This is a genomic window from Pseudoxanthomonas sp. LjRoot127 (assembly GCF_964253495.1).
Lineage (GTDB): Bacteria > Pseudomonadota > Gammaproteobacteria > Xanthomonadales > Xanthomonadaceae > Pseudoxanthomonas_A.
Genome location: NZ_CAXUQR020000001.1, coordinates 3,783,908 through 3,800,269 on the forward strand (window position 1 = coordinate 3,783,908; position 16,362 = coordinate 3,800,269).

Here is a 16,362-nt window from a genome sequence, read left to right on the forward strand (position 1 = left end):
CATGACTACCCCGATCGTGCTGGTCGAGCACCCCGCCGAGCACGCGCTCTTCGATGGCGCGCTCACCTGTGACGTCGTGCTGCCGGCGCGCTTCGACGCCGGCCAGCGCGCGTTGATGCAGGCACCCTCGGAAGCGCTGCTGAAGGGATTGGCCGTCGCCGAAGACGTCCGCGGCGACGATCCGGAAGAACGCAAGGAATCCACGCCCACGCAGCAGCGCATCGAAGCCAAGCTGGACCTGGTGCTCTCGCTGCTGGGCCGGCTCTCACGCCGCCACGAAGCCGCGCTTCCCGTGACCGGCCTGCGCTGGTCGCATCGGGGCATTCGCCTGGACGCGGCCTCGCTGCCCGCCTGCGCAAGCGGTACGCCCGGCATCGTCACGGTACAACCGGCGACGTGGCTGAGCGACCAGATCGAGTTGCCGGCGACCGTGCTGGACCATGTCGAGGGATCGCAGGGACTGTTCCACCTGTGGCTGCAGTTCGATGCCCTGAATGCCGGCCTGGCGGAAGCGCTGGACCGTCACCTGTTCCGCCTGCATCGCCGCCAGGTCGCCGAAGCACGGCAGCTGGCCAGCCGGACGTAAACGCGTTTCGCGCAGATCGTCCGGGAGCGCACCAGCGGCCGTGCGCGCGTCACGTCGACAATCTGCGGTATTCGCTGTTTTCGGCGGGACACGGACGCCGCAAGCGTGACGTGCGTCGTGCTTTCACCGCTCCATCGCGATTATGAATTGGCGCCGCGCACGTGCACCGTTATGGTGACTTGATCCTGCAACGCGACAACGACTGATTTCTCCCGTGCGTGTACTCATCGTCGACGACCACACCCTGGTCCGCGCCGGCATCGGCCGGCTGCTGCAGGCCCTGCCCGACGTCGATGTCGTGGCCGAGGCCTGCAATGCCCAACAGGCGCTCGACATGGCGGCGATCCACCGCCCCGACCTGATCCTGCTGGACCTGTCCCTGCCCGACCGCAGTGGCCTGGACCTGCTGCCCCTGTTGCGCGAATCGCTGCCGCAGACGCGCGTGGTGATGATGTCGATGCACAACGATCCCACCCAGGTACGCGTGGCGCTCGATCGCGGCTGCGCCGGCTTCGTGGTGAAGGAAGCCGCGCCGATGGAACTGGAACTCGCGTTGCGTGCGGCCGCCGACGGCCAGGTATTCCTGAGCCCGCAGGTGTCGTCGAAGATGCTGGCGCCGATGCTCAACCCGCAGCGTCCGACCGGCATCGCCGCACTCTCGCCGCGCCAGCGCGAAATCCTGCGCCAGCTCGGCAGCGGCATGAGCAGCAAGGAAATCGCCGCCCAGCTCGGCATCAGCGTCAAGACCGTCGAAACGCACCGCGCGCGGATGATGGAATCGCTGGGCTGCCGCCGCGCCAACGATCTGCTGCTGCTGGCCGCGCGCCACCAGAACGAACTGGCCTGAGCCTTGCAGTATCCCGGGAGCGACACCGCTTCCGTGACGGAATTCCGTTATCGCCACGCCCTTCCGGGCGCCTGCCTCCGCCATTGAACCGACGTCGTAGGGGAAACCCTGACGGCAGGTGGGGCGTGCCCGCAGCACGACCAGAAACGCCCTGATTTTTTTTCCGTCACCCGACCCGCACAGTGTCAACACGATGTGAAGCCAGCTCGGCATGCCATCGAATCGGGGATCACGGGAATGAAGACGGGACTTTCCACCCAGCTCGGGCAGCAACTCCACCTGACGCCGCAACTGCTGCAGTCGATCCGGCTGCTGCAGCTGGACGGCCTGCAGCTGGAGATGGAGGTGCGCCGGGCACTGGACCTCAATCCGCTGCTCGAAGTGGAGGAAGTACAGGACGCCGACCCGGCCGGTGACATCGAGGTGCTCCCCGCACAGGACGTGGCGACGCTGGAAACGGCCGCGTTCGACGAACTTCCCGAATCGAACCTGTGGGACGTGGCCGGTGCCGGCTGGCAGGACGGCGACGACGACCGCATGCAGCGCGTCGAGGCCGGTGAATCCAGCGACCCGCACGTCCGCGTGCTGGACCGCCTGGCGCTGGAACTGGACGATCGTGCGCTCGACGTGGTCGCGTTCTGGCTGGAGCACACCAACGACGCCGGCTACCTGGAGCAGGCACCCGATACGCTGGCGCTGCTGGCGTCGGCGCGCTTCGACCTCACCACCGGCGCCGCACTCGCCCTGCGCGAGCGCCTGCTGCGCGGCGAGTTCCCCGGCCTGACCGCGGCCGACGTGCGCGAATGCCTGCTGGTACAGCTGGACTGCCTGCAGGGGCGCGTGCCCGCCCGCCACGTCGCGCGCCGCATCGTCACCGACGGCATGGCCCTGCTGGCCGCGCACGAGTACGACGCCCTCGCCCGCCTGCTGGAGCTCGACCTGGACCAGGTCATGGAAGGCGTGCGGCTGGTGCTGTCGCTGGATGCGCGCCCGGGCGCGTCGCTGGCGCCTGCCCCGACCGGTTACATCGTGCCGGACGTGGTGGCCTGGCACGCCGACTGCGCGTGGCGCGTGGCACTGAACCCGGCCACCACCCCGCGCGTCCGCGTCAACGCCATGCAGGAACGCGCCCTGGACCAGGTCGAGCCGTCCGAAGGCGCCGGCAAGTTGCGCGAACTGCTGCAGGAGGCGCGCTGGCTGACCCGTGGCCTCTCCATCCGCTACGACACCCTGCTGCGCACCGCGCGCGCCATCGTCGAACGCCAGGCGGGCTTCCTGACCCAGGGCGACGAAGCGATGGCCCCGCTGACGCTGAAGGAGATCGCCGATGCCATCGGCATGCACGAGTCCACCGTCTCGCGCATCACCACCGGCAAGTACATGCAGACCCCGCGCGGCACGTTCGAGCTGAAGCACTTCTTCGCGGTACGTCTGGAAGGCGCCAACGTGTCCGGCCCGGCCGTCCGCGCGATGGTCCGCCGCCTGATCGATTCCGAACCGGCGGGCAAGCCGCTGGCCGACGAGGCCATCGCCGGCCTGCTGGCGCGCCAGGGCATCCATATCGCCCGCCGGACCGTCGCCAAGTACCGTGAACAACTCGATATCGCTCCCGCCCGGGAACGCCGACGCGCTACCGTATCCGTCTTGGCCAAGGCTGGATAACGGAGCACGACCGCAATGAGCAAGATCACCGTACTGCTGGTGGACGACCACGAAGGTTTCATCAATGCCGCCCTGCGCCACCTGCGCAAGGTGGAATGGCTGGACATCGTGGGCCGTGCCAGCAATGGCCTGGAAGCCATCGAACGCTCCGAGACCCTGCGTCCGGACGTGGTGCTGATGGACCTGGCCATGCCGGAAATGGGCGGCCTGCAGGCCACCCGCCTGATCAAGACGCAGGACGCCCCGCCCTTCATCGTCATCGCCAGCCACTTCGACGACGCGGAACACCGCGAACACGCGATGCGCGCCGGCGCCGACGACTTCGTCAGCAAGCTTTCCTACATCCAGGAAGTCTTGCCCATCCTCGAAAAATTCAAAGACCGCCGCCATGAGTGAATCCCGCATCCTCGTCATCGACGCCGACGCCACGCGTGCCGAACGCCTGGCCGGACTGCTCGAATTCATGGACCTGACGCCCCGCTGGGTCTCCAGCGCCGGTGACGTGGATGTCCGCCGCGCCCGGCAGCACGACTGGCTGGCGGTGGTGGTCGGTTCGCTCGACGACCAGAAGGCCGCCGACGGCTTCTTCGCGTGGCTGGGCAAGGCCCCGCTGCCCCCGCCGGTGCTGCTGCTGGAAGGCGACACCGCGGGCTTCGCGGCCGCCCACGGCCTGCACGAGGCCGGGGTCTGGGCGCTGGAAAGCCCCATCCGCCACGCCCAGCTGGAAGCCTGCCTGCGCCGCGCCAGCCTGAAGCGGCTGGATACCGAACACCAGGCCCAGCAGGTCAGCACCAGCGGCCCGACCGGCAACAGTCCCGCGGTCACCCGGCTGCGCCGCATGATCGAGCAGGTTGCCACCTTCGACACCACCGTGCTGGTGCTCGGCGAGTCCGGTACCGGCAAGGAAGTGGTGGCCCGCGCCATCCACGACCAGTCGCCGCGTCGCGACGGCCCGTTCGTGGCCATCAATTGCGGCGCCATCCCGCCGGACCTGCTGGAGAGCGAGCTGTTCGGCCACGAGAAAGGCGCCTTCACCGGCGCGCTGACCGCCCGCAAGGGCCGCTTCGAAATGGCCGAAGGCGGCACGCTGCTGCTGGACGAGATCGGCGACATGAGCCTGCCGATGCAGGTCAAGCTGCTGCGCGTGCTGCAGGAACGCAGCTTCGAGCGCGTCGGCGGCAACCAGACCATCCGCTGCAACGTGCGCGTGATCGCCGCCACCCACCGCAACCTGGAAGCGCGTATCGCCGACGGCCACTTCCGCGAAGACCTGTTCTACCGGCTCAACGTGTTCCCCATCGAGATGCCCGCGCTGCGCGAGCGCGCCGACGACCTGCCCGACCTGGTGATGACCATCGCCGCGCAGCTCTCGCGCACCGGCCGCGGCGAAGTGCGCTTCGCCAGCGAGACGCTGTAGGCGCTGCGCCTGTACGCCTGGCCGGGCAACGTGCGCGAGCTCACCAACCTGGTCGAGCGTCTTGCCGTGCTGCATCCCGGCGGCCTGGTGCGCGTGGCCGACCTGCCGAAGCGCTACCAGCCGGAAGGCGTCGAGGTGCCGGCCGCGCCTACCGTCGTCGCAGCGCCTGCGCCGGCCGCCACCGCACCCGCCCCGTCGGCCATCGTGGCGGCGGCCGTGACGCCCGCCGATCGCCTGCCCGAAGCCGGCATCGACCTGCGCGAGCACATCGCGCAGATCGAACTGAACCTGATCCGCGACGCGCTGGACCGCGCCGGCGGCGTGGTCGCGCATGCGGCCCAGTTGCTGGGCCTGCGCCGCACCACGCTGGTGGAAAAGCTGCGCAAGTACGGCATCGAGCGCGAAGACGTGGCGCTGGCGACGGAAAACTGACTGGCCCCGGGCGCGGTTTCCGGCACGGGTCTTGCAACCGACTACGCAAGACACCCGACGACCGAAGCACCCGCCCATGTCCGACGTCACTTCCATCCTCTCGCAGATCCGCAGCTACCAGCACCAGGTCGGTACCCGCGCACTGGAGCCGATGCCGAATCCGGGCGCGATCGGCCCGGGGCGGGTGGGACTGGAGCAGCCGGGCGTCAAGGCGCCCAGCTTCGGCGACACCCTGCAGAACGCGCTCGAGGGCGTGAACAACGCGCAGAAGACGTCCGGCGCGCTGGCCCAGGCCTTCGAACTCGGCGACCCGCGCGCCGACCTGGCGCGGGTGATGGTGGCCGCCCAGCAATCGCAGGTCGCTTTCCGCGCCACCGTCGAGGTCCGCAATCGCCTGGTGCAGGCCTACCAGGACGTGATGAACATGCCGCTGTGATGCGGCACCCACCTTCCCTTTCCTTCTCCTAGAACCGACCCGTCGCCATGGCCCTCACGCTGTCCAAGGAAGCCCTGAAGGAATCGCTGACCGCCGACAAGGCCGGCGCGGCGCTGACCAAGATGCAGGACGCCCGCGTGTTCAAGCAGATGGGCACGCTGCTGCTGATCGCCGGTGCGGTGGCGGTGGGCATGATGGTGTTCTTCTGGTCGCAGAAGCCGGCCTACACCCCGCTGTACACCGGCCTGGACGCCAAGGCCACCGCCGAAGCCACCGACATGCTGCGCGCGGCGCAGATCCCCTTCCAGCTGGACCAGGCCAGCGGCGCGATCTCCGTGCCCGAAGAAAACCTGCACGATGCCCGCCTGAAGCTGGCCGGCGCCGGCCTGGCCGAAAGCGGCCGCCTCGGCTTCGAGATGATGGAACGCGATCCCGGCTTCGGCGTCAGCCAGTTCGTCGAGAACGCGCGCTACCAGCACGCACTGGAAACCGAACTGGTCCGCACCATCACCACGCTGCGTCCGGTGCGCGACGCCCGCGTGCACCTGGCCATCCCCAAGCCCAGCGCGTTCACCCGGCAGCGCGAAGTGGCCAGCGCGTCCGTGGTGCTGGACCTGCGCTCGGGCACGATGCTGGAGCGCAACCAGGTCGATGCCATCGTCCACCTGGTCTCGTCCTCGATCCCCGACCTGGCCCCGGAGCGCGTCACCGTGGTCGACCAGAGCGGCCGCATGCTGACCATCAGCGACCCGAACAGCGAGGCCGCGCTCAACGCCGCCCAGTTCGAGCGCGTGCGCAAACTGGAAACGTCCTTCAACGAACGCATCCGCGAACTGCTGGAACCGCTGACCGGCCCCGGCCGCGTCAATGCGGAGGTCGCCGTGGACATGGACTTCTCCGTCACCGAAGAAGCGCGCGAAACCTTCGCCAACGACCCGGCCAAGATCCGCAGCGAGCAGGTCAGCCAGAACAGCGTCGCCGCCACCGGCCCGGAAGGCGTACCCGGCGCCACCAGCAACACGCCGCCGGGCCCGAATGCCGCCGCCGCGCCGAACCCCGCCGCCCCGGTGGAAACCAGCAGCAGCGCCACCCGCAACTTCGAGATGGACCGCACCCTGCAGCACACGCGCCAGCCCGCGGGCCGCGTGCGCCGCGTCACCGCCGCGGTGCTGGTCGACCACGTGCCGCGCACCGGCGAGAACGGCAAGGTGGTGATGACGGCGCTGGACGCCGCGACGCTGGCCCGCATCGAAGCGCTGGTGAAGGAGGCCGTGGGCTTCGACGCGGCGCGCGGCGACTCGGTGTCGGTGATGAACGCACCTTTCGTGCGCGAGACCGAAGCGCCCTCGGACGTTCCATTCTGGGAAAGCCCGTGGCTGCACAACCCGATGGTGCGCGACATCGCGCGCTACGGGCTGGGCGCGCTGGTGGTCGTCGCACTGCTGTTCGGCGTGCTGCGCCCGGCCATGCGCCAGATCATCAGCCCGACCGCCAAGCTGAAGCACGAGGACGACGGGATCGACGTCAACGTGGTGCACGCGGAAGACGAAGACGGCGTGGTCGCCACGCTCTCGCACGAGCACGCGCCACCGTTGCGCGCCCTGCCCTCCGATGCTTACGAAGACCGCCTGCGCCAGGCGCGGGAAGCGGTGAAGACCGACTCCAAGCAGGTCGCACAGGTGGTCAAGGACTGGGTGGCCAGCGATGAGTAACGCGCAGGACAACACGCTGACCGGTGTGCAGCGCGCCGCCGTGCTGCTGCTCTCGCTGGGCGAGGAGGACGCCGCCGAGGTGCTCAAGCACATGAACGCCAAGGAGGTGCAGAAGCTCGGCATCGCCATGGCCACCATCTCCGGCATCAGCCGCGAGCAGGTCATGCAGGTGATCTCGAACTTCGGCGAAGCGCTCGACAAGCAGACATCGCTGGGCATGGGTGCCGACGACTACGTGCGCAAGGTGCTGGTGCAGGCGCTGGGCGAGGACAAGGCCGGCAGCCTGATCGACCGCATCCTGCTGGGCCGCAACACCACCGGGCTGGACACGCTGAAGTGGATGGACCCGCGTGCCATCGCCGACCTGGTGCGCAACGAGCACCCGCAGATCATCGCCATCGTGCTGGCCCACCTGGACAGCGACCAGGCCGCCGATACGCTCAAGCTGCTGCCCGAGCGCACCCGCACCGACGTGCTGCTGCGCATCGCCACGCTGGACGGCATCCCGCCGAACGCGCTGAACGAGCTCAACGAAATCATGGAGCGCCAGTTCGCCGGCAACCAGAACCTCAAGGCCTCCAGCATCGGGGGCGTGAAGGTGGCGGCGAACATCCTGAACTTCATGGATTCGGGCCAGGACCAGGTGATCCTGGGCAGCATCACCCAGGTCGACGCCGACCTGGGCGCGCGCATCCAGGACCTGATGTTCGTCTTCGACAACCTGGCCGAACTCGGAGACCGCGAGCTGCAGGCGCTGCTGCGCGAAGTTCCGAACGACCGCCTGGGCCTGGCGCTGCGTGGGGCCGACGCCAAGGTCAAGGAAAAGATCACCCGCAACATGTCGCAGCGTGCCGCACAGATCCTGCTCGAGGACATGGAAGCGCGCGGCCCGGTGCGCCTGTCCGACGTGGAAGGCGCGCAGAAGGAAATCCTCGCCATCGTGCGCCGCCTGGCTGACCAGGGCGTCATCGCCCTGACCGCCAGCGCCGAGGAAATGGTATGAGCGCGCCCTCGCCCCTGCGCTGGATGCCGGCACCGCTCGACGTGGTCGTGTCCGATGCCGCCGCCGAACAGGAGGCACCGCCGCTGGTGCCGCCGACGCTGGACGAGATCCAGGCCATCCAGGACGCTGCCCATCGCGAGGGCCTGGAACGCGGCCTCGCCGAAGGCCATGCCGACGGATTCGCACAGGGCCAGTCCGAGGTGCGCCGCCTCGCCGCGCAGATGGAGGGCATCCTCGACAATTTCTCGCGTCCGCTCGACCGTCTGGAGAATGAGGTCGTCGCCGCGCTCTCCGAACTCGCCGTGCGCATCGCCGGTGCCCTGGTCGGGCGCGCGTACCAGACCGATCCGGTGTTGCTGCAGGAACTGGCGACCTCCGCGCTGGATGCCGTGGGCGGTTCGCAGCGCGAAGTCGAACTGCGCCTGCATCCGGACGACATCGCCGCACTGACGCCGGTGCTGGCAATGACGGCGCATACGCGCCTGACCGCCGACACTTCGCTGAGCCGGGGCGACCTGCGCGTGCATGCGGAAAGTGTGCGCATCGACGGCACGCTGGAAGCCCGCCTGCGCGGCGCGCTGGACACCGTGCTCAACCGGGGAGCGCGGGCATGAGTGCCCAGCCGCTGGAATGGCTGACCGCCCGCGACCTGCGCCTGTCCGCGCGGCTGTCGCAGATCAACCCCGAGCTCGGTGGCCGCGGCCTGATCCGCGAAGGCATCCTGCGCCGCGCCGTCGGCCTGACCCTGGAAGCCATCGGCTGCGAAGCGCCGATGGGCGCCACCTGCAAGGTGGAAGTCGTCGACGGCGGCTGGGTGGATGCGGAAGTCGTCGGTTTCTCCGGCGAACGCACCTACCTGATGCCCAGCGCCGAACTGCACGGACTGCTGCCCAATGCGCGCGTGGTGCCCTCGCGCCGTCGTGGCGGCGTGGAAGTCGGCGAAGGCCTGCTGGGCCGCGTCATCGACAGCGATGGCGTGCCGCTCGACGGACGCGGCCCGATCCGCGCCGAGGGCAGCGTCAGCCTCGCCGGCATCGCGATCAATCCGCTTTCGCGCGAACCCATCACCCAGCCGCTCGACGTCGGCGTGCGCGCGATCAACGCCCTGCTGCCGATCGGCCGTGGCCAGCGCGTCGGCCTGTTCGCCGGCTCCGGTGTCGGCAAGTCGACGTTGCTGGGCATGATGACCCGCTACACCGCCGCCGACGTGATCGTCGTCGGCCTGATCGGCGAACGCGGCCGCGAAGTTCGTGATTTCGTCGAGACCACACTCGGCCCGTCCGGCCTGGCACGCGCGGTCGTCGTCGCCAGCCCCGCCGACCGTCCGCCGCTGGCGCGCCTGCAGGGCGCGTACCGCGCCACGGCGATCGCCGAATGGTTCCGCGACCAGGGCCTGAATGTCCTGCTGCTGATGGATTCGCTGACCCGTTTTGCCCAGGCGCAACGCGAGATCGGCCTGTCGGTCGGCGAGCCGCCGACCACGCGCGGTTATCCGCCGTCCGTGTTCGCACGCCTGCCGGCGCTGGTCGAACGCGCGGGCAACGGCGCTAAGGGGCGCGGTTCCATCACCGCGTTCTACACGGTGCTCACCGAAGGCGACGATCCGCAGGACCCGATCGCCGACGCCGCGCGCGCCATCCTCGACGGCCACATCCTGCTGTCGCGCCGCGTGGCCGACGCCGGGCTCTACCCCGCCATCGATGTCGAATCCTCGGTCAGCCGCGTGGTCACCGAAATCGCCGACGAGACCTGGCGCGACCGCATCCGCAAGCTCAAGCGCCTGCTGTCGGCCTACAACAGCAACCGCGACCTGATCGCCATCGGCGCTTACCAGCGCGGCAACGATCCGACCGTGGACGAAGCGCTCGAACGCTGGCCGGAGATCGTCGAATTCCTCGGCCAGGACGTGGCGCGCGCCGCCGACCTGCCGAGCAGCCGCGCCGCCCTGGAATCCCTGATCCAACGCAACGCCGCCGCCGGCATTCCGCTGCCGCCCGGCCTGCAGTAACGCCAAGGAACCCCCGTCATGATGCAGTCCCGCCGAATCGATCCCCTGCTGCGCCGCGCGCAGGAGCACGAGGATTCCGTCGCCCGCGAGCTGGCCGAGCGCCAGAACACGCTGGCGCAGCACGAATCCCGGCTGGAGGAGCTCCGCCAGTACGCCGAGGACTACGCCAACAGCCAGATGGCCGCGACCAGCCCCGCGCAACTGGCCAACCGGCGCGCCTTCCTCGAGCGCATCGACCAGGCGCTCAAGCAGCAGTTGCAGAACGTCGACCGCAGCCGCGCCAGCGTGGACATCGAACGCGACCGCCTGCTGCTGGCCAGCCGCGACAAGCAGGTGCTTGAACAGCTCGCCGCGAGCTATCGCGTGCAGGAAAAGCTGATCGTGGACCGTCGCGACCAGCGCGAAATGGACGACGTGGGCGCGCGCCGCGCCCGCCTGGCCGCCACCGCCCGCGAGAACGAGGACGCCTGATGCCTTCATCGACGTCCGCGCTGCCGTTCGCGGCCAAGGCGCCGCCGCCTGCGCCGGCATCGGCATCGGCATCGGCCGGCACGGTGCCTGCAAGTGATGATCCGGGCACCGTGAAGAAGCCCGCGTTCGACGAGATGGTCCGTCGTCCCGTGAAACGCGACGACACCGCACGTGCGACCAGTGCGCGGGCCGGCGAAGCAAGAGACCCGTCTGCGCCACCGACCGGCGCGACTGCCCGCAAGACCGACGACGCCCGCGCCAGCACCGATGAAGACACGGCCGCTGCGCAGGACGCGGCGTCGCGGGTCGTGCTCACGTTGCTGGAAGCACCTGTGCCGGCACCGGTCATGGTCCCGGCGAATGCGGCCGCACCGACGATGATCGACCTGGCGGGCCATCCGTCCGGCACCCTCCTGCCGGACACGGCCTCGCCCACTGCCCCGCTGGAGCCCGATGCGTTGCTGGCCGGTACCCGCGCACCGATGCCTGCGTCGTTGCCCGGCGGCATGCCGGTCCTGGCAGCGGCCGGCATCGACGCCGCCAGCGCCGATCCCGCGCCGACGAACTCCGCCGATGGGTCGACCGCCACCGCGTTGCCCGCGGCAACGGCCGCGCCCGAGACGTCGGCCAAGGCCCCGCTGCAGAACCTGCTGTCGTTCGCGACCCATCTGGCGGCAGGCCAGGTCGCGGCGGCCGTGCCCGACGCGGTCCAGCTGGGTCGCGACATCGTCGATGCCCTGCGCTCCGACGACGGCGACGCTCCCGCGCCGGTGAACAACCTGCTGGCCGGCGTCGGCGCCTCGAACGCACCGCTCGGCCTGTCCCGCACCGAGACCGTCAACCCGATGGAAGCGCCCAGCGCCGACCTGCACGGCGGCCACTTCGACGACGACATCGGCGACGCCGTCCGCTGGATGGCGGACCAGAAGATCGGACATGCCCACATCAAGGTCACCCCCAACGACCTGGGCACGGTCGAGATACGCCTGCGCCTGGAGGGCGACCGCGTGCATGCCGACTTCAGCAGCGCGCAGGCCGAGGTCCGCCAGGCCCTGGAGAGCAGCCTGCCACGCCTGCGCGACATGCTCGGCCAGCACGGCTTCCAGCTCGCCCACGCCGATGTCGGCCAGCAGCACGCGCCGCCGTCACAGGGCAGCGCGCCGCAGCCCGGTGACGCCCGTGGCGATGCGGGCGAGCCCGTCGCCGACACGCCCCGCACCGTCCGCATGACCGCGCGCGGACTGGTGGACGCTTACGCCTGACGGGCCGATCCCGCTCCTGTGGGAGCGACGTAAGTCGCGAGAGCCGGATATCGGCGTCGGTACGCCCTCCGCCGCCAAGCGCTTCGGCTTCGATATCGCGACTTACGTCGCTCCCACGTCAGCACATCCTGGGCACCGCGCGTCAAAACCCCGTCGACCTTTCCCTCAGGCCCCGGCACGCCCCTTGCATCCCCTGGACTGACCCCTCAGGAGATCCATCGCCGTGGCAGCCGCCGACAAGAACGCAAGCAAATCCAAGGCCGACAAGGCCGACAAGCCCAAGGGCGGCAAGTCGTTGCTGACCATCGGGCTGGTGGCGGTCATCGCGGCCGGCGCTGCAGGCGGCGGCGCCTGGTACTTCGCCAGCCACGGCAGCAAGGACGAGAAGGCCGACGCTCCCAAGGCCAAGAGCCCGGGCGAAGTGCCCGCGCCTGCGCAGTACTTCGCGCTGGAGCCGCCCTTCGTGGTGAACCTGGTCGGCGAAACCGGCGGCGCGCGCTATCTGCAGGTGGAAGTGCAGCTGATGACGCGCGACCCCGAGGCGCTGACCGCCATCCAGCTGCATGCGCCCGCCATCCGCGCCCGCCTGCTGATGCTGTTCGCGCAGCAGGATGCCGCCGGCCTGATGTCGCGCGAAGGCAAGGAGCGCCTGCAGAACGCCGCTCTCGGTGAAGTGAAGGCCCTGCTGGTCGCCGAGACCGGCAAGCCGTGCGCCGAGTCCCTGCTGTTCACCAGCTTCGTGATGCAGTGACGGAACCGCGCCGCCATGATGACCAGTGACCTGCTGTCGCAAGACGAGATCGACGCCCTCCTCAACGGCGTCGATACCGGCGCGATCGAGACCGAGGAGCCGCCGCACGATCCCACCGTGGCGCGCACCTACGACTTCGCCAGCCAGGACCGCATCGTGCGCGGCCGCCTGCCGACGCTGGAAATGATCAACGAGCGCTTCGTGCGCACGTGGCGCATCGGCCTGTTCAACCTGTTGCGGCGCTCCGCCGAGCTGTCGGTGCGCGGCATCGAGACCATCAAGTTCGGCGACTACCTGCATTCGCTGTACGTGCCGACCAACCTCAACCTGGTCAAGTTCAAGCCGCTGCGTGGCGTGGGCCTGATCGTGTTCGAACCGAAGCTGGTGTTCACGATGGTGGACAACTTCTTCGGCGGCGATGGCCGCTACCCGGCCAAGATCGAAGGCCGCGAGTTCACCGCCACCGAGATGCGCGTGATCCAGCTGCTGCTCAAGCAGACCTTCGCCGACCTGATCGATGCCTGGGCCCCGGTGATGCCGGTGGACTTCGAATACATCACCAGTGAGGTCAACCCGCATTTCGCCAACATCGTCAGTCCGCGCGAGTACGTGGTGGTCAGCCGCTTCCATGTGGAACTGGACGGCGGCGGCGGCGACCTGCACGTCACGCTGCCCTATTCCATGCTGGAGCCTATCCGCGAACTGCTCGATGCCGGCATCCAGTCCGACCGCGTGCACGACGACGACAGCTTCCGCGTGACCATGCACGAACAGCTGCGCTCGGCCGAAGTCACCGTCTCCAGCGTGCTCGCGGAGAAGCGCATCAACCTGCGCGAGCTGACCCGCCTCAAGGTGGGCGACATCCTCCCCATCGACCTGCCGAAGTCCGTGCCGGTCTGCGTCGAGCAGGTGCCGGTGTTCACCGGGGAGTTCGGCATTTCCAACGGCCTCAACGCGGTGAAGATCACCGCGCACCACCCGCCCGGCAACCGCCACCAGCAATCCGCCGCCACCCGCCACGCCCTTGCACCCGTCGCCTTCCAGGACGCTACGCCATGATTCCCGAGAACGAAGAAGCCCTTGCCACCGCCCCCGGCGATACGGAGCTGTCCCACAACGGCCACGACGGCCACGCCGGCCACGACGCGGACATGAGCCTGGACGTCATCCTCGACGTGCCGGTGACGCTGTCGCTGGAAGTCGGCCGCACGCGCATGCCCATCCGCAACCTGCTGCAGCTCAACCAGGGCTCGGTGGTGGAACTGGAGCGCGGCGCGGGCGAACCGCTGGACGTGTACGTCAACGGGACGCTGATCGCGCACGGCGAAGTCGTCGTGGTCAACGACCGCTTCGGCGTGCGCCTGACCGACGTGGTCAGCCCCAGCGAACGCATCCGTCGCCTGCGCTGAGCCCGACCATGCACGCCTTCGCCCTCCTTGCCGCGGCCGCGGCACCCGCCCAGAAGATCGGCCAGCACGCGCCCTCCACGCCGGGCATCGGCGGTGCACTGGTCGGCCTGATCCTGGTGCTGGGCCTGATCCTGGGCCTGGCCTGGCTGCTGAAGCGCCTGCCCGGTGCCGGCCTGGGCATCCGCCCCAGCGAACAGCTGCGCGTGGTGTCGATGCTGTCGGTCGGCGCCAAGGAACGCGTGATGGTGATCGAAGTCGGCAAGGAGCAGTTGCTGATCGGCGTGACCGCCGGAGGCATCACCGCCCTGCATGCGCTGCCCGAACCCCTGGTCGTCGCGCCCGCGCCGACGATGCCCAACTTCGCCGAACTGCTGGCCAAGCGCCTGCGCAAAGAGTCCTGAGATGCGTCGTTTCGTTCTTTCCCTGATCTGCCTGCTGTGGTTGGCCGCGCCGACGCTTGCCTTCGCGCAGGCCACGACACCGGCCCCGGCACCCGTCGCCGCGCCGACGGCCCCGGCCGCACCGACCGCGCCCGCCTTGCCGACGTTGCCCAAGGTCAACGTGGGCCAGGTGGGCGACAACACCGTCAGCCTGCCGCTGCAGACGCTGCTGCTGATGACGGCGATCACGCTGATCCCGTCCGCGTTGCTGGCGATGACCGCCTTCACCCGCATCATCATCGTGCTCGGCCTGTTGCGGCAGGCACTTGGCACCGGCCAGACGCCGTCCAACCAGGTACTGGTGGGTCTGGCGCTGTTCCTCACCATGCTGGTGATGATGCCGGTGGGCGAGAAAGCCTGGGCCCAGGGCATGGCGCCCTATCTCAACGGCCAGATCGATTTCTCCACCGCGTGGACGCTGACCACCGGCCCGCTGCGCGACTTCATGCTGGCGCAGGTGCGCGAGACCGACCTGATGACGTTCGCCGGCCTGGCCGGGCACGGCAGCTACACGGGACCGGATGCCGTCCCGTTCCCGATCGTGGTCGCCTCCTTCATCACCAGCGAACTGAAGACCGCCTTCGAGATCGGCTTCCTGATCTTCATCCCGTTCGTGATCATCGACCTGGTCGTGGCCAGCGTGCTGATGTCGATGGGCATGATGATGCTCTCGCCGATGCTGGTGTCGGCGCCGTTCAAGATCCTGCTGTTCGTGCTGGTCGACGGCTGGGTGCTGATCGTCGGTTCGCTTGCCGCCAGCTTCAACGGCGTCTGAGGAGACTGGCATGAGTCCCGAAACCGCTCTTACCGAACTGCGCGGCGGCCTTGAGATCGCGCTCTGGGTCGGGGGTCCACTGCTGCTGGTCGTGCTGGTCGTCGGCGTGGTCGTCGGCGTGATCCAGGCCGCCACGCAGCTCAATGAACCCACCATCGCCTTCGTCGCCAAGGCCATCGCGCTGACCGCCGCGCTGTTCGCCACCGGCAGCTATCTGCTCGGCGTACTCGTGGAATACACGACGACGTTGTTCCAGCGATTGCCCCACCTGATCGGCTGACGCCGCGGACGCGACGCGATGGATCCCGCCACCCAGATGGTGATCGACGGCCAGCAGGCCTTCGGGATGATCAACGCCATCCTGTGGACGATGCTGCGCACGGGGGCGTTGCTGATGGCGGCGCCACTGATCGGTACGCGCGCGGTCTCGGTGCGCGTGCGCGTCATCATCGCCGGTGCGCTGGCGATGGCTCTGGCACCCTTGCTGCCCGGCACGCCGGACCACATCGCGTTCGACGCCAGCACCGTGCTCAACGTGGCGCGCGAACTCGCCGTCGGCGCGAGCATGGGGTTCATGCTGAGGCTGGCCTTCGAGGCCGGCGCGATGGCGGGCGAACTGATCTCGCAGGGAACGGGCCTCGCGTTCGCGCAGATGTCGGATCCGCTGCGTGGCGTGAATTCCGGCGTGGTCGGCCAGTGGTTCTACCTGGCCTTCGGCCTGCTGTTCTTTACCGCCAACGGTCATCTCGCGCTGGTCTCGCTGCTGGTGGACAGTTACCGCTCGCTGCCGATCGGCACGGCGCTGCCGGACGTGCAGCAGATGCTGGAAGTCGCTCCCATGCTGTTCACCGTCGTGCTCAGGGCCGCCGTCGGCCTGGCATTGCCGGTGATGGTGGCGATGCTGGCCGTGAACCTCGCCTTCGGCGTGCTGGGTCGCGCGGCGCCGGCGCTGAATCCCATCCAGCTCGGCCTGCCCACGGCACTGCTGCTGGGCCTGTTCCTGCTGGCGCTGCTCGCCGGGGAACTGGGACCTCCCGTGCAGCGGATCTTCGACGTGTCGTTTGATGCAGCGCGACAGATCACCGCGTGAAGACGTGAAAGTCATGTTTGTGAAAGCGCGGTAAGCGCTTCCATGAGGGGCGCAGCGCGTT

Annotated in this window: 18 protein-coding genes and 1 pseudogene; all 19 read left to right on the plus strand. The window is 69.1% G+C overall.

Features of this window, described 5'->3' with window-relative positions; translation table 11 throughout:
- Position 1 precedes the first annotated feature (1 nt).
- The 19 genes and pseudogenes from ACSQ19_RS17905 (at position 2) to fliR (ending at position 16,301) form a co-directional block, all read left to right on the plus strand.
- Positions 2 to 586, plus strand: coding sequence for a PilZ domain-containing protein (locus ACSQ19_RS17905; RefSeq protein ID WP_296281097.1), 585 nt, complete (start codon positions 2 to 4; stop codon positions 584 to 586).
- A gap of 214 nt (positions 587 to 800) precedes the next feature.
- Positions 801 to 1,433, plus strand: coding sequence for a response regulator (locus ACSQ19_RS17910; RefSeq protein ID WP_296281099.1), 633 nt, complete (start codon positions 801 to 803; stop codon positions 1,431 to 1,433).
- 237 nt (positions 1,434 to 1,670) lie between these two features.
- Entirely contained in the window at positions 1,671 to 3,095 is a 1,425-nt protein-coding gene (gene rpoN / locus ACSQ19_RS17915; protein WP_435998895.1) for an RNA polymerase factor sigma-54, read from the plus strand.
- Between the two features lie 15 nt (positions 3,096 to 3,110).
- Complete coding sequence (locus ACSQ19_RS17920) at positions 3,111 to 3,491, plus strand: response regulator (RefSeq protein ID WP_055944547.1); 381 nt, start codon at positions 3,111 to 3,113, stop codon at positions 3,489 to 3,491.
- Positions 3,484 to 4,944: pseudogene (locus ACSQ19_RS17925) on the plus strand (sigma-54 dependent transcriptional regulator). Before ACSQ19_RS17920 ends, ACSQ19_RS17925 begins: the two are co-directional and overlap by 8 nt.
- A 76-nt stretch (positions 4,945 to 5,020) precedes the next feature.
- Complete coding sequence (fliE, locus tag ACSQ19_RS17930) at positions 5,021 to 5,380, plus strand: flagellar hook-basal body complex protein FliE (RefSeq protein WP_296281105.1); 360 nt, start codon at positions 5,021 to 5,023, stop codon at positions 5,378 to 5,380.
- A gap of 47 nt (positions 5,381 to 5,427) precedes the next feature.
- The gene (gene fliF, locus ACSQ19_RS17935; RefSeq protein WP_435998900.1) at positions 5,428 to 7,092 is read left to right on the plus strand and encodes a flagellar basal-body MS-ring/collar protein FliF; all 1,665 of its coding nucleotides are present in this window, start codon (positions 5,428 to 5,430) and stop codon (positions 7,090 to 7,092) included.
- A 16-nt stretch (positions 7,093 to 7,108) separates the two neighbouring features.
- Positions 7,109 to 8,095 (plus strand): flagellar motor switch protein FliG, encoded by a 987-nt coding sequence (gene fliG, locus ACSQ19_RS17940; RefSeq protein WP_296281165.1) that lies wholly within the window; start codon positions 7,109 to 7,111, stop codon positions 8,093 to 8,095.
- A complete protein-coding gene (locus ACSQ19_RS17945; RefSeq protein WP_435998902.1) occupies positions 8,092 to 8,709 on the plus strand; it encodes a FliH/SctL family protein in 618 nt (205 codons plus the stop codon). The genes fliG and ACSQ19_RS17945 overlap by 4 nt, the downstream gene beginning before the upstream one ends.
- On the plus strand, positions 8,706 to 10,103 hold the full coding sequence (fliI, locus tag ACSQ19_RS17950) for a flagellar protein export ATPase FliI (protein WP_435998904.1): 1,398 nt from the start codon (positions 8,706 to 8,708) through the stop codon (positions 10,101 to 10,103). The genes ACSQ19_RS17945 and fliI overlap by 4 nt, the downstream gene beginning before the upstream one ends.
- Positions 10,104 to 10,121: 18 nt before the next feature.
- Complete coding sequence (gene fliJ, locus ACSQ19_RS17955) at positions 10,122 to 10,574, plus strand: flagellar export protein FliJ (RefSeq protein WP_296281110.1); 453 nt, start codon at positions 10,122 to 10,124, stop codon at positions 10,572 to 10,574.
- The gene (locus ACSQ19_RS17960; RefSeq protein ID WP_435998907.1) at positions 10,574 to 11,836 is read left to right on the plus strand and encodes a flagellar hook-length control protein FliK; all 1,263 of its coding nucleotides are present in this window, start codon (positions 10,574 to 10,576) and stop codon (positions 11,834 to 11,836) included. Before fliJ ends, ACSQ19_RS17960 begins: the two co-directional genes overlap by 1 nt.
- Positions 11,837 to 12,059: 223 nt before the next feature.
- On the plus strand, positions 12,060 to 12,587 hold the full coding sequence (locus tag ACSQ19_RS17965; RefSeq protein WP_296281114.1) for a flagellar basal body-associated FliL family protein: 528 nt from the start codon (positions 12,060 to 12,062) through the stop codon (positions 12,585 to 12,587).
- A gap of 15 nt (positions 12,588 to 12,602) precedes the next feature.
- Positions 12,603 to 13,646, plus strand: a complete 1,044-nt coding sequence (fliM, locus tag ACSQ19_RS17970; protein ID WP_296281115.1) for a flagellar motor switch protein FliM — start codon at positions 12,603 to 12,605, stop codon at positions 13,644 to 13,646.
- A complete protein-coding gene (fliN, locus tag ACSQ19_RS17975; protein WP_343125254.1) occupies positions 13,643 to 13,996 on the plus strand; it encodes a flagellar motor switch protein FliN in 354 nt (117 codons plus the stop codon). Before fliM ends, fliN begins: the two co-directional genes overlap by 4 nt.
- A gap of 8 nt (positions 13,997 to 14,004) precedes the next feature.
- Complete coding sequence (fliO, locus tag ACSQ19_RS17980; protein WP_296281117.1) at positions 14,005 to 14,397, plus strand: flagellar biosynthetic protein FliO; 393 nt, start codon at positions 14,005 to 14,007, stop codon at positions 14,395 to 14,397.
- 1 nt (position 14,398) lies between these two features.
- Positions 14,399 to 15,211, plus strand: coding sequence for a flagellar type III secretion system pore protein FliP (gene fliP / locus ACSQ19_RS17985; RefSeq protein WP_296281119.1), 813 nt, complete (start codon positions 14,399 to 14,401; stop codon positions 15,209 to 15,211).
- Positions 15,212 to 15,221: 10 nt separating this feature from the next.
- Entirely contained in the window at positions 15,222 to 15,491 is a 270-nt protein-coding gene (locus ACSQ19_RS17990) for a flagellar biosynthetic protein FliQ (RefSeq protein WP_296281121.1), read from the plus strand.
- Between the two features lie 18 nt (positions 15,492 to 15,509).
- Positions 15,510 to 16,301, plus strand: a complete 792-nt coding sequence (gene fliR / locus ACSQ19_RS17995) for a flagellar biosynthetic protein FliR (protein WP_435998911.1) — start codon at positions 15,510 to 15,512, stop codon at positions 16,299 to 16,301.
- Positions 16,302 to 16,362: the final 61 nt, after the last annotated feature.

Coding starts and splice junctions, on each gene's coding strand:
- fliJ (WP_296281110.1), top strand. CDS start 10,122: ATGATGCAGTCCCGCCGAATCGATCCCCTGCTGCGCCGCGCGCAGGAG.
- rpoN (WP_435998895.1), top strand. CDS start 1,671: ATGAAGACGGGACTTTCCACCCAGCTCGGGCAGCAACTCCACCTGACG.
- fliN (WP_343125254.1), top strand. CDS start 13,643: ATGATTCCCGAGAACGAAGAAGCCCTTGCCACCGCCCCCGGCGATACG.
- ACSQ19_RS17905 (WP_296281097.1), top strand. CDS start 2: ATGACTACCCCGATCGTGCTGGTCGAGCACCCCGCCGAGCACGCGCTC.
- fliE (WP_296281105.1), top strand. CDS start 5,021: ATGTCCGACGTCACTTCCATCCTCTCGCAGATCCGCAGCTACCAGCAC.
- fliI (WP_435998904.1), top strand. CDS start 8,706: ATGAGTGCCCAGCCGCTGGAATGGCTGACCGCCCGCGACCTGCGCCTG.
- ACSQ19_RS17945 (WP_435998902.1), top strand. CDS start 8,092: ATGAGCGCGCCCTCGCCCCTGCGCTGGATGCCGGCACCGCTCGACGTG.
- ACSQ19_RS17920 (WP_055944547.1), top strand. CDS start 3,111: ATGAGCAAGATCACCGTACTGCTGGTGGACGACCACGAAGGTTTCATC.
- fliF (WP_435998900.1), top strand. CDS start 5,428: ATGGCCCTCACGCTGTCCAAGGAAGCCCTGAAGGAATCGCTGACCGCC.
- ACSQ19_RS17960 (WP_435998907.1), top strand. CDS start 10,574: ATGCCTTCATCGACGTCCGCGCTGCCGTTCGCGGCCAAGGCGCCGCCG.
- ACSQ19_RS17990 (WP_296281121.1), top strand. CDS start 15,222: ATGAGTCCCGAAACCGCTCTTACCGAACTGCGCGGCGGCCTTGAGATC.
- fliR (WP_435998911.1), top strand. CDS start 15,510: ATGGATCCCGCCACCCAGATGGTGATCGACGGCCAGCAGGCCTTCGGG.
- fliO (WP_296281117.1), top strand. CDS start 14,005: ATGCACGCCTTCGCCCTCCTTGCCGCGGCCGCGGCACCCGCCCAGAAG.
- fliP (WP_296281119.1), top strand. CDS start 14,399: ATGCGTCGTTTCGTTCTTTCCCTGATCTGCCTGCTGTGGTTGGCCGCG.
- fliM (WP_296281115.1), top strand. CDS start 12,603: ATGATGACCAGTGACCTGCTGTCGCAAGACGAGATCGACGCCCTCCTC.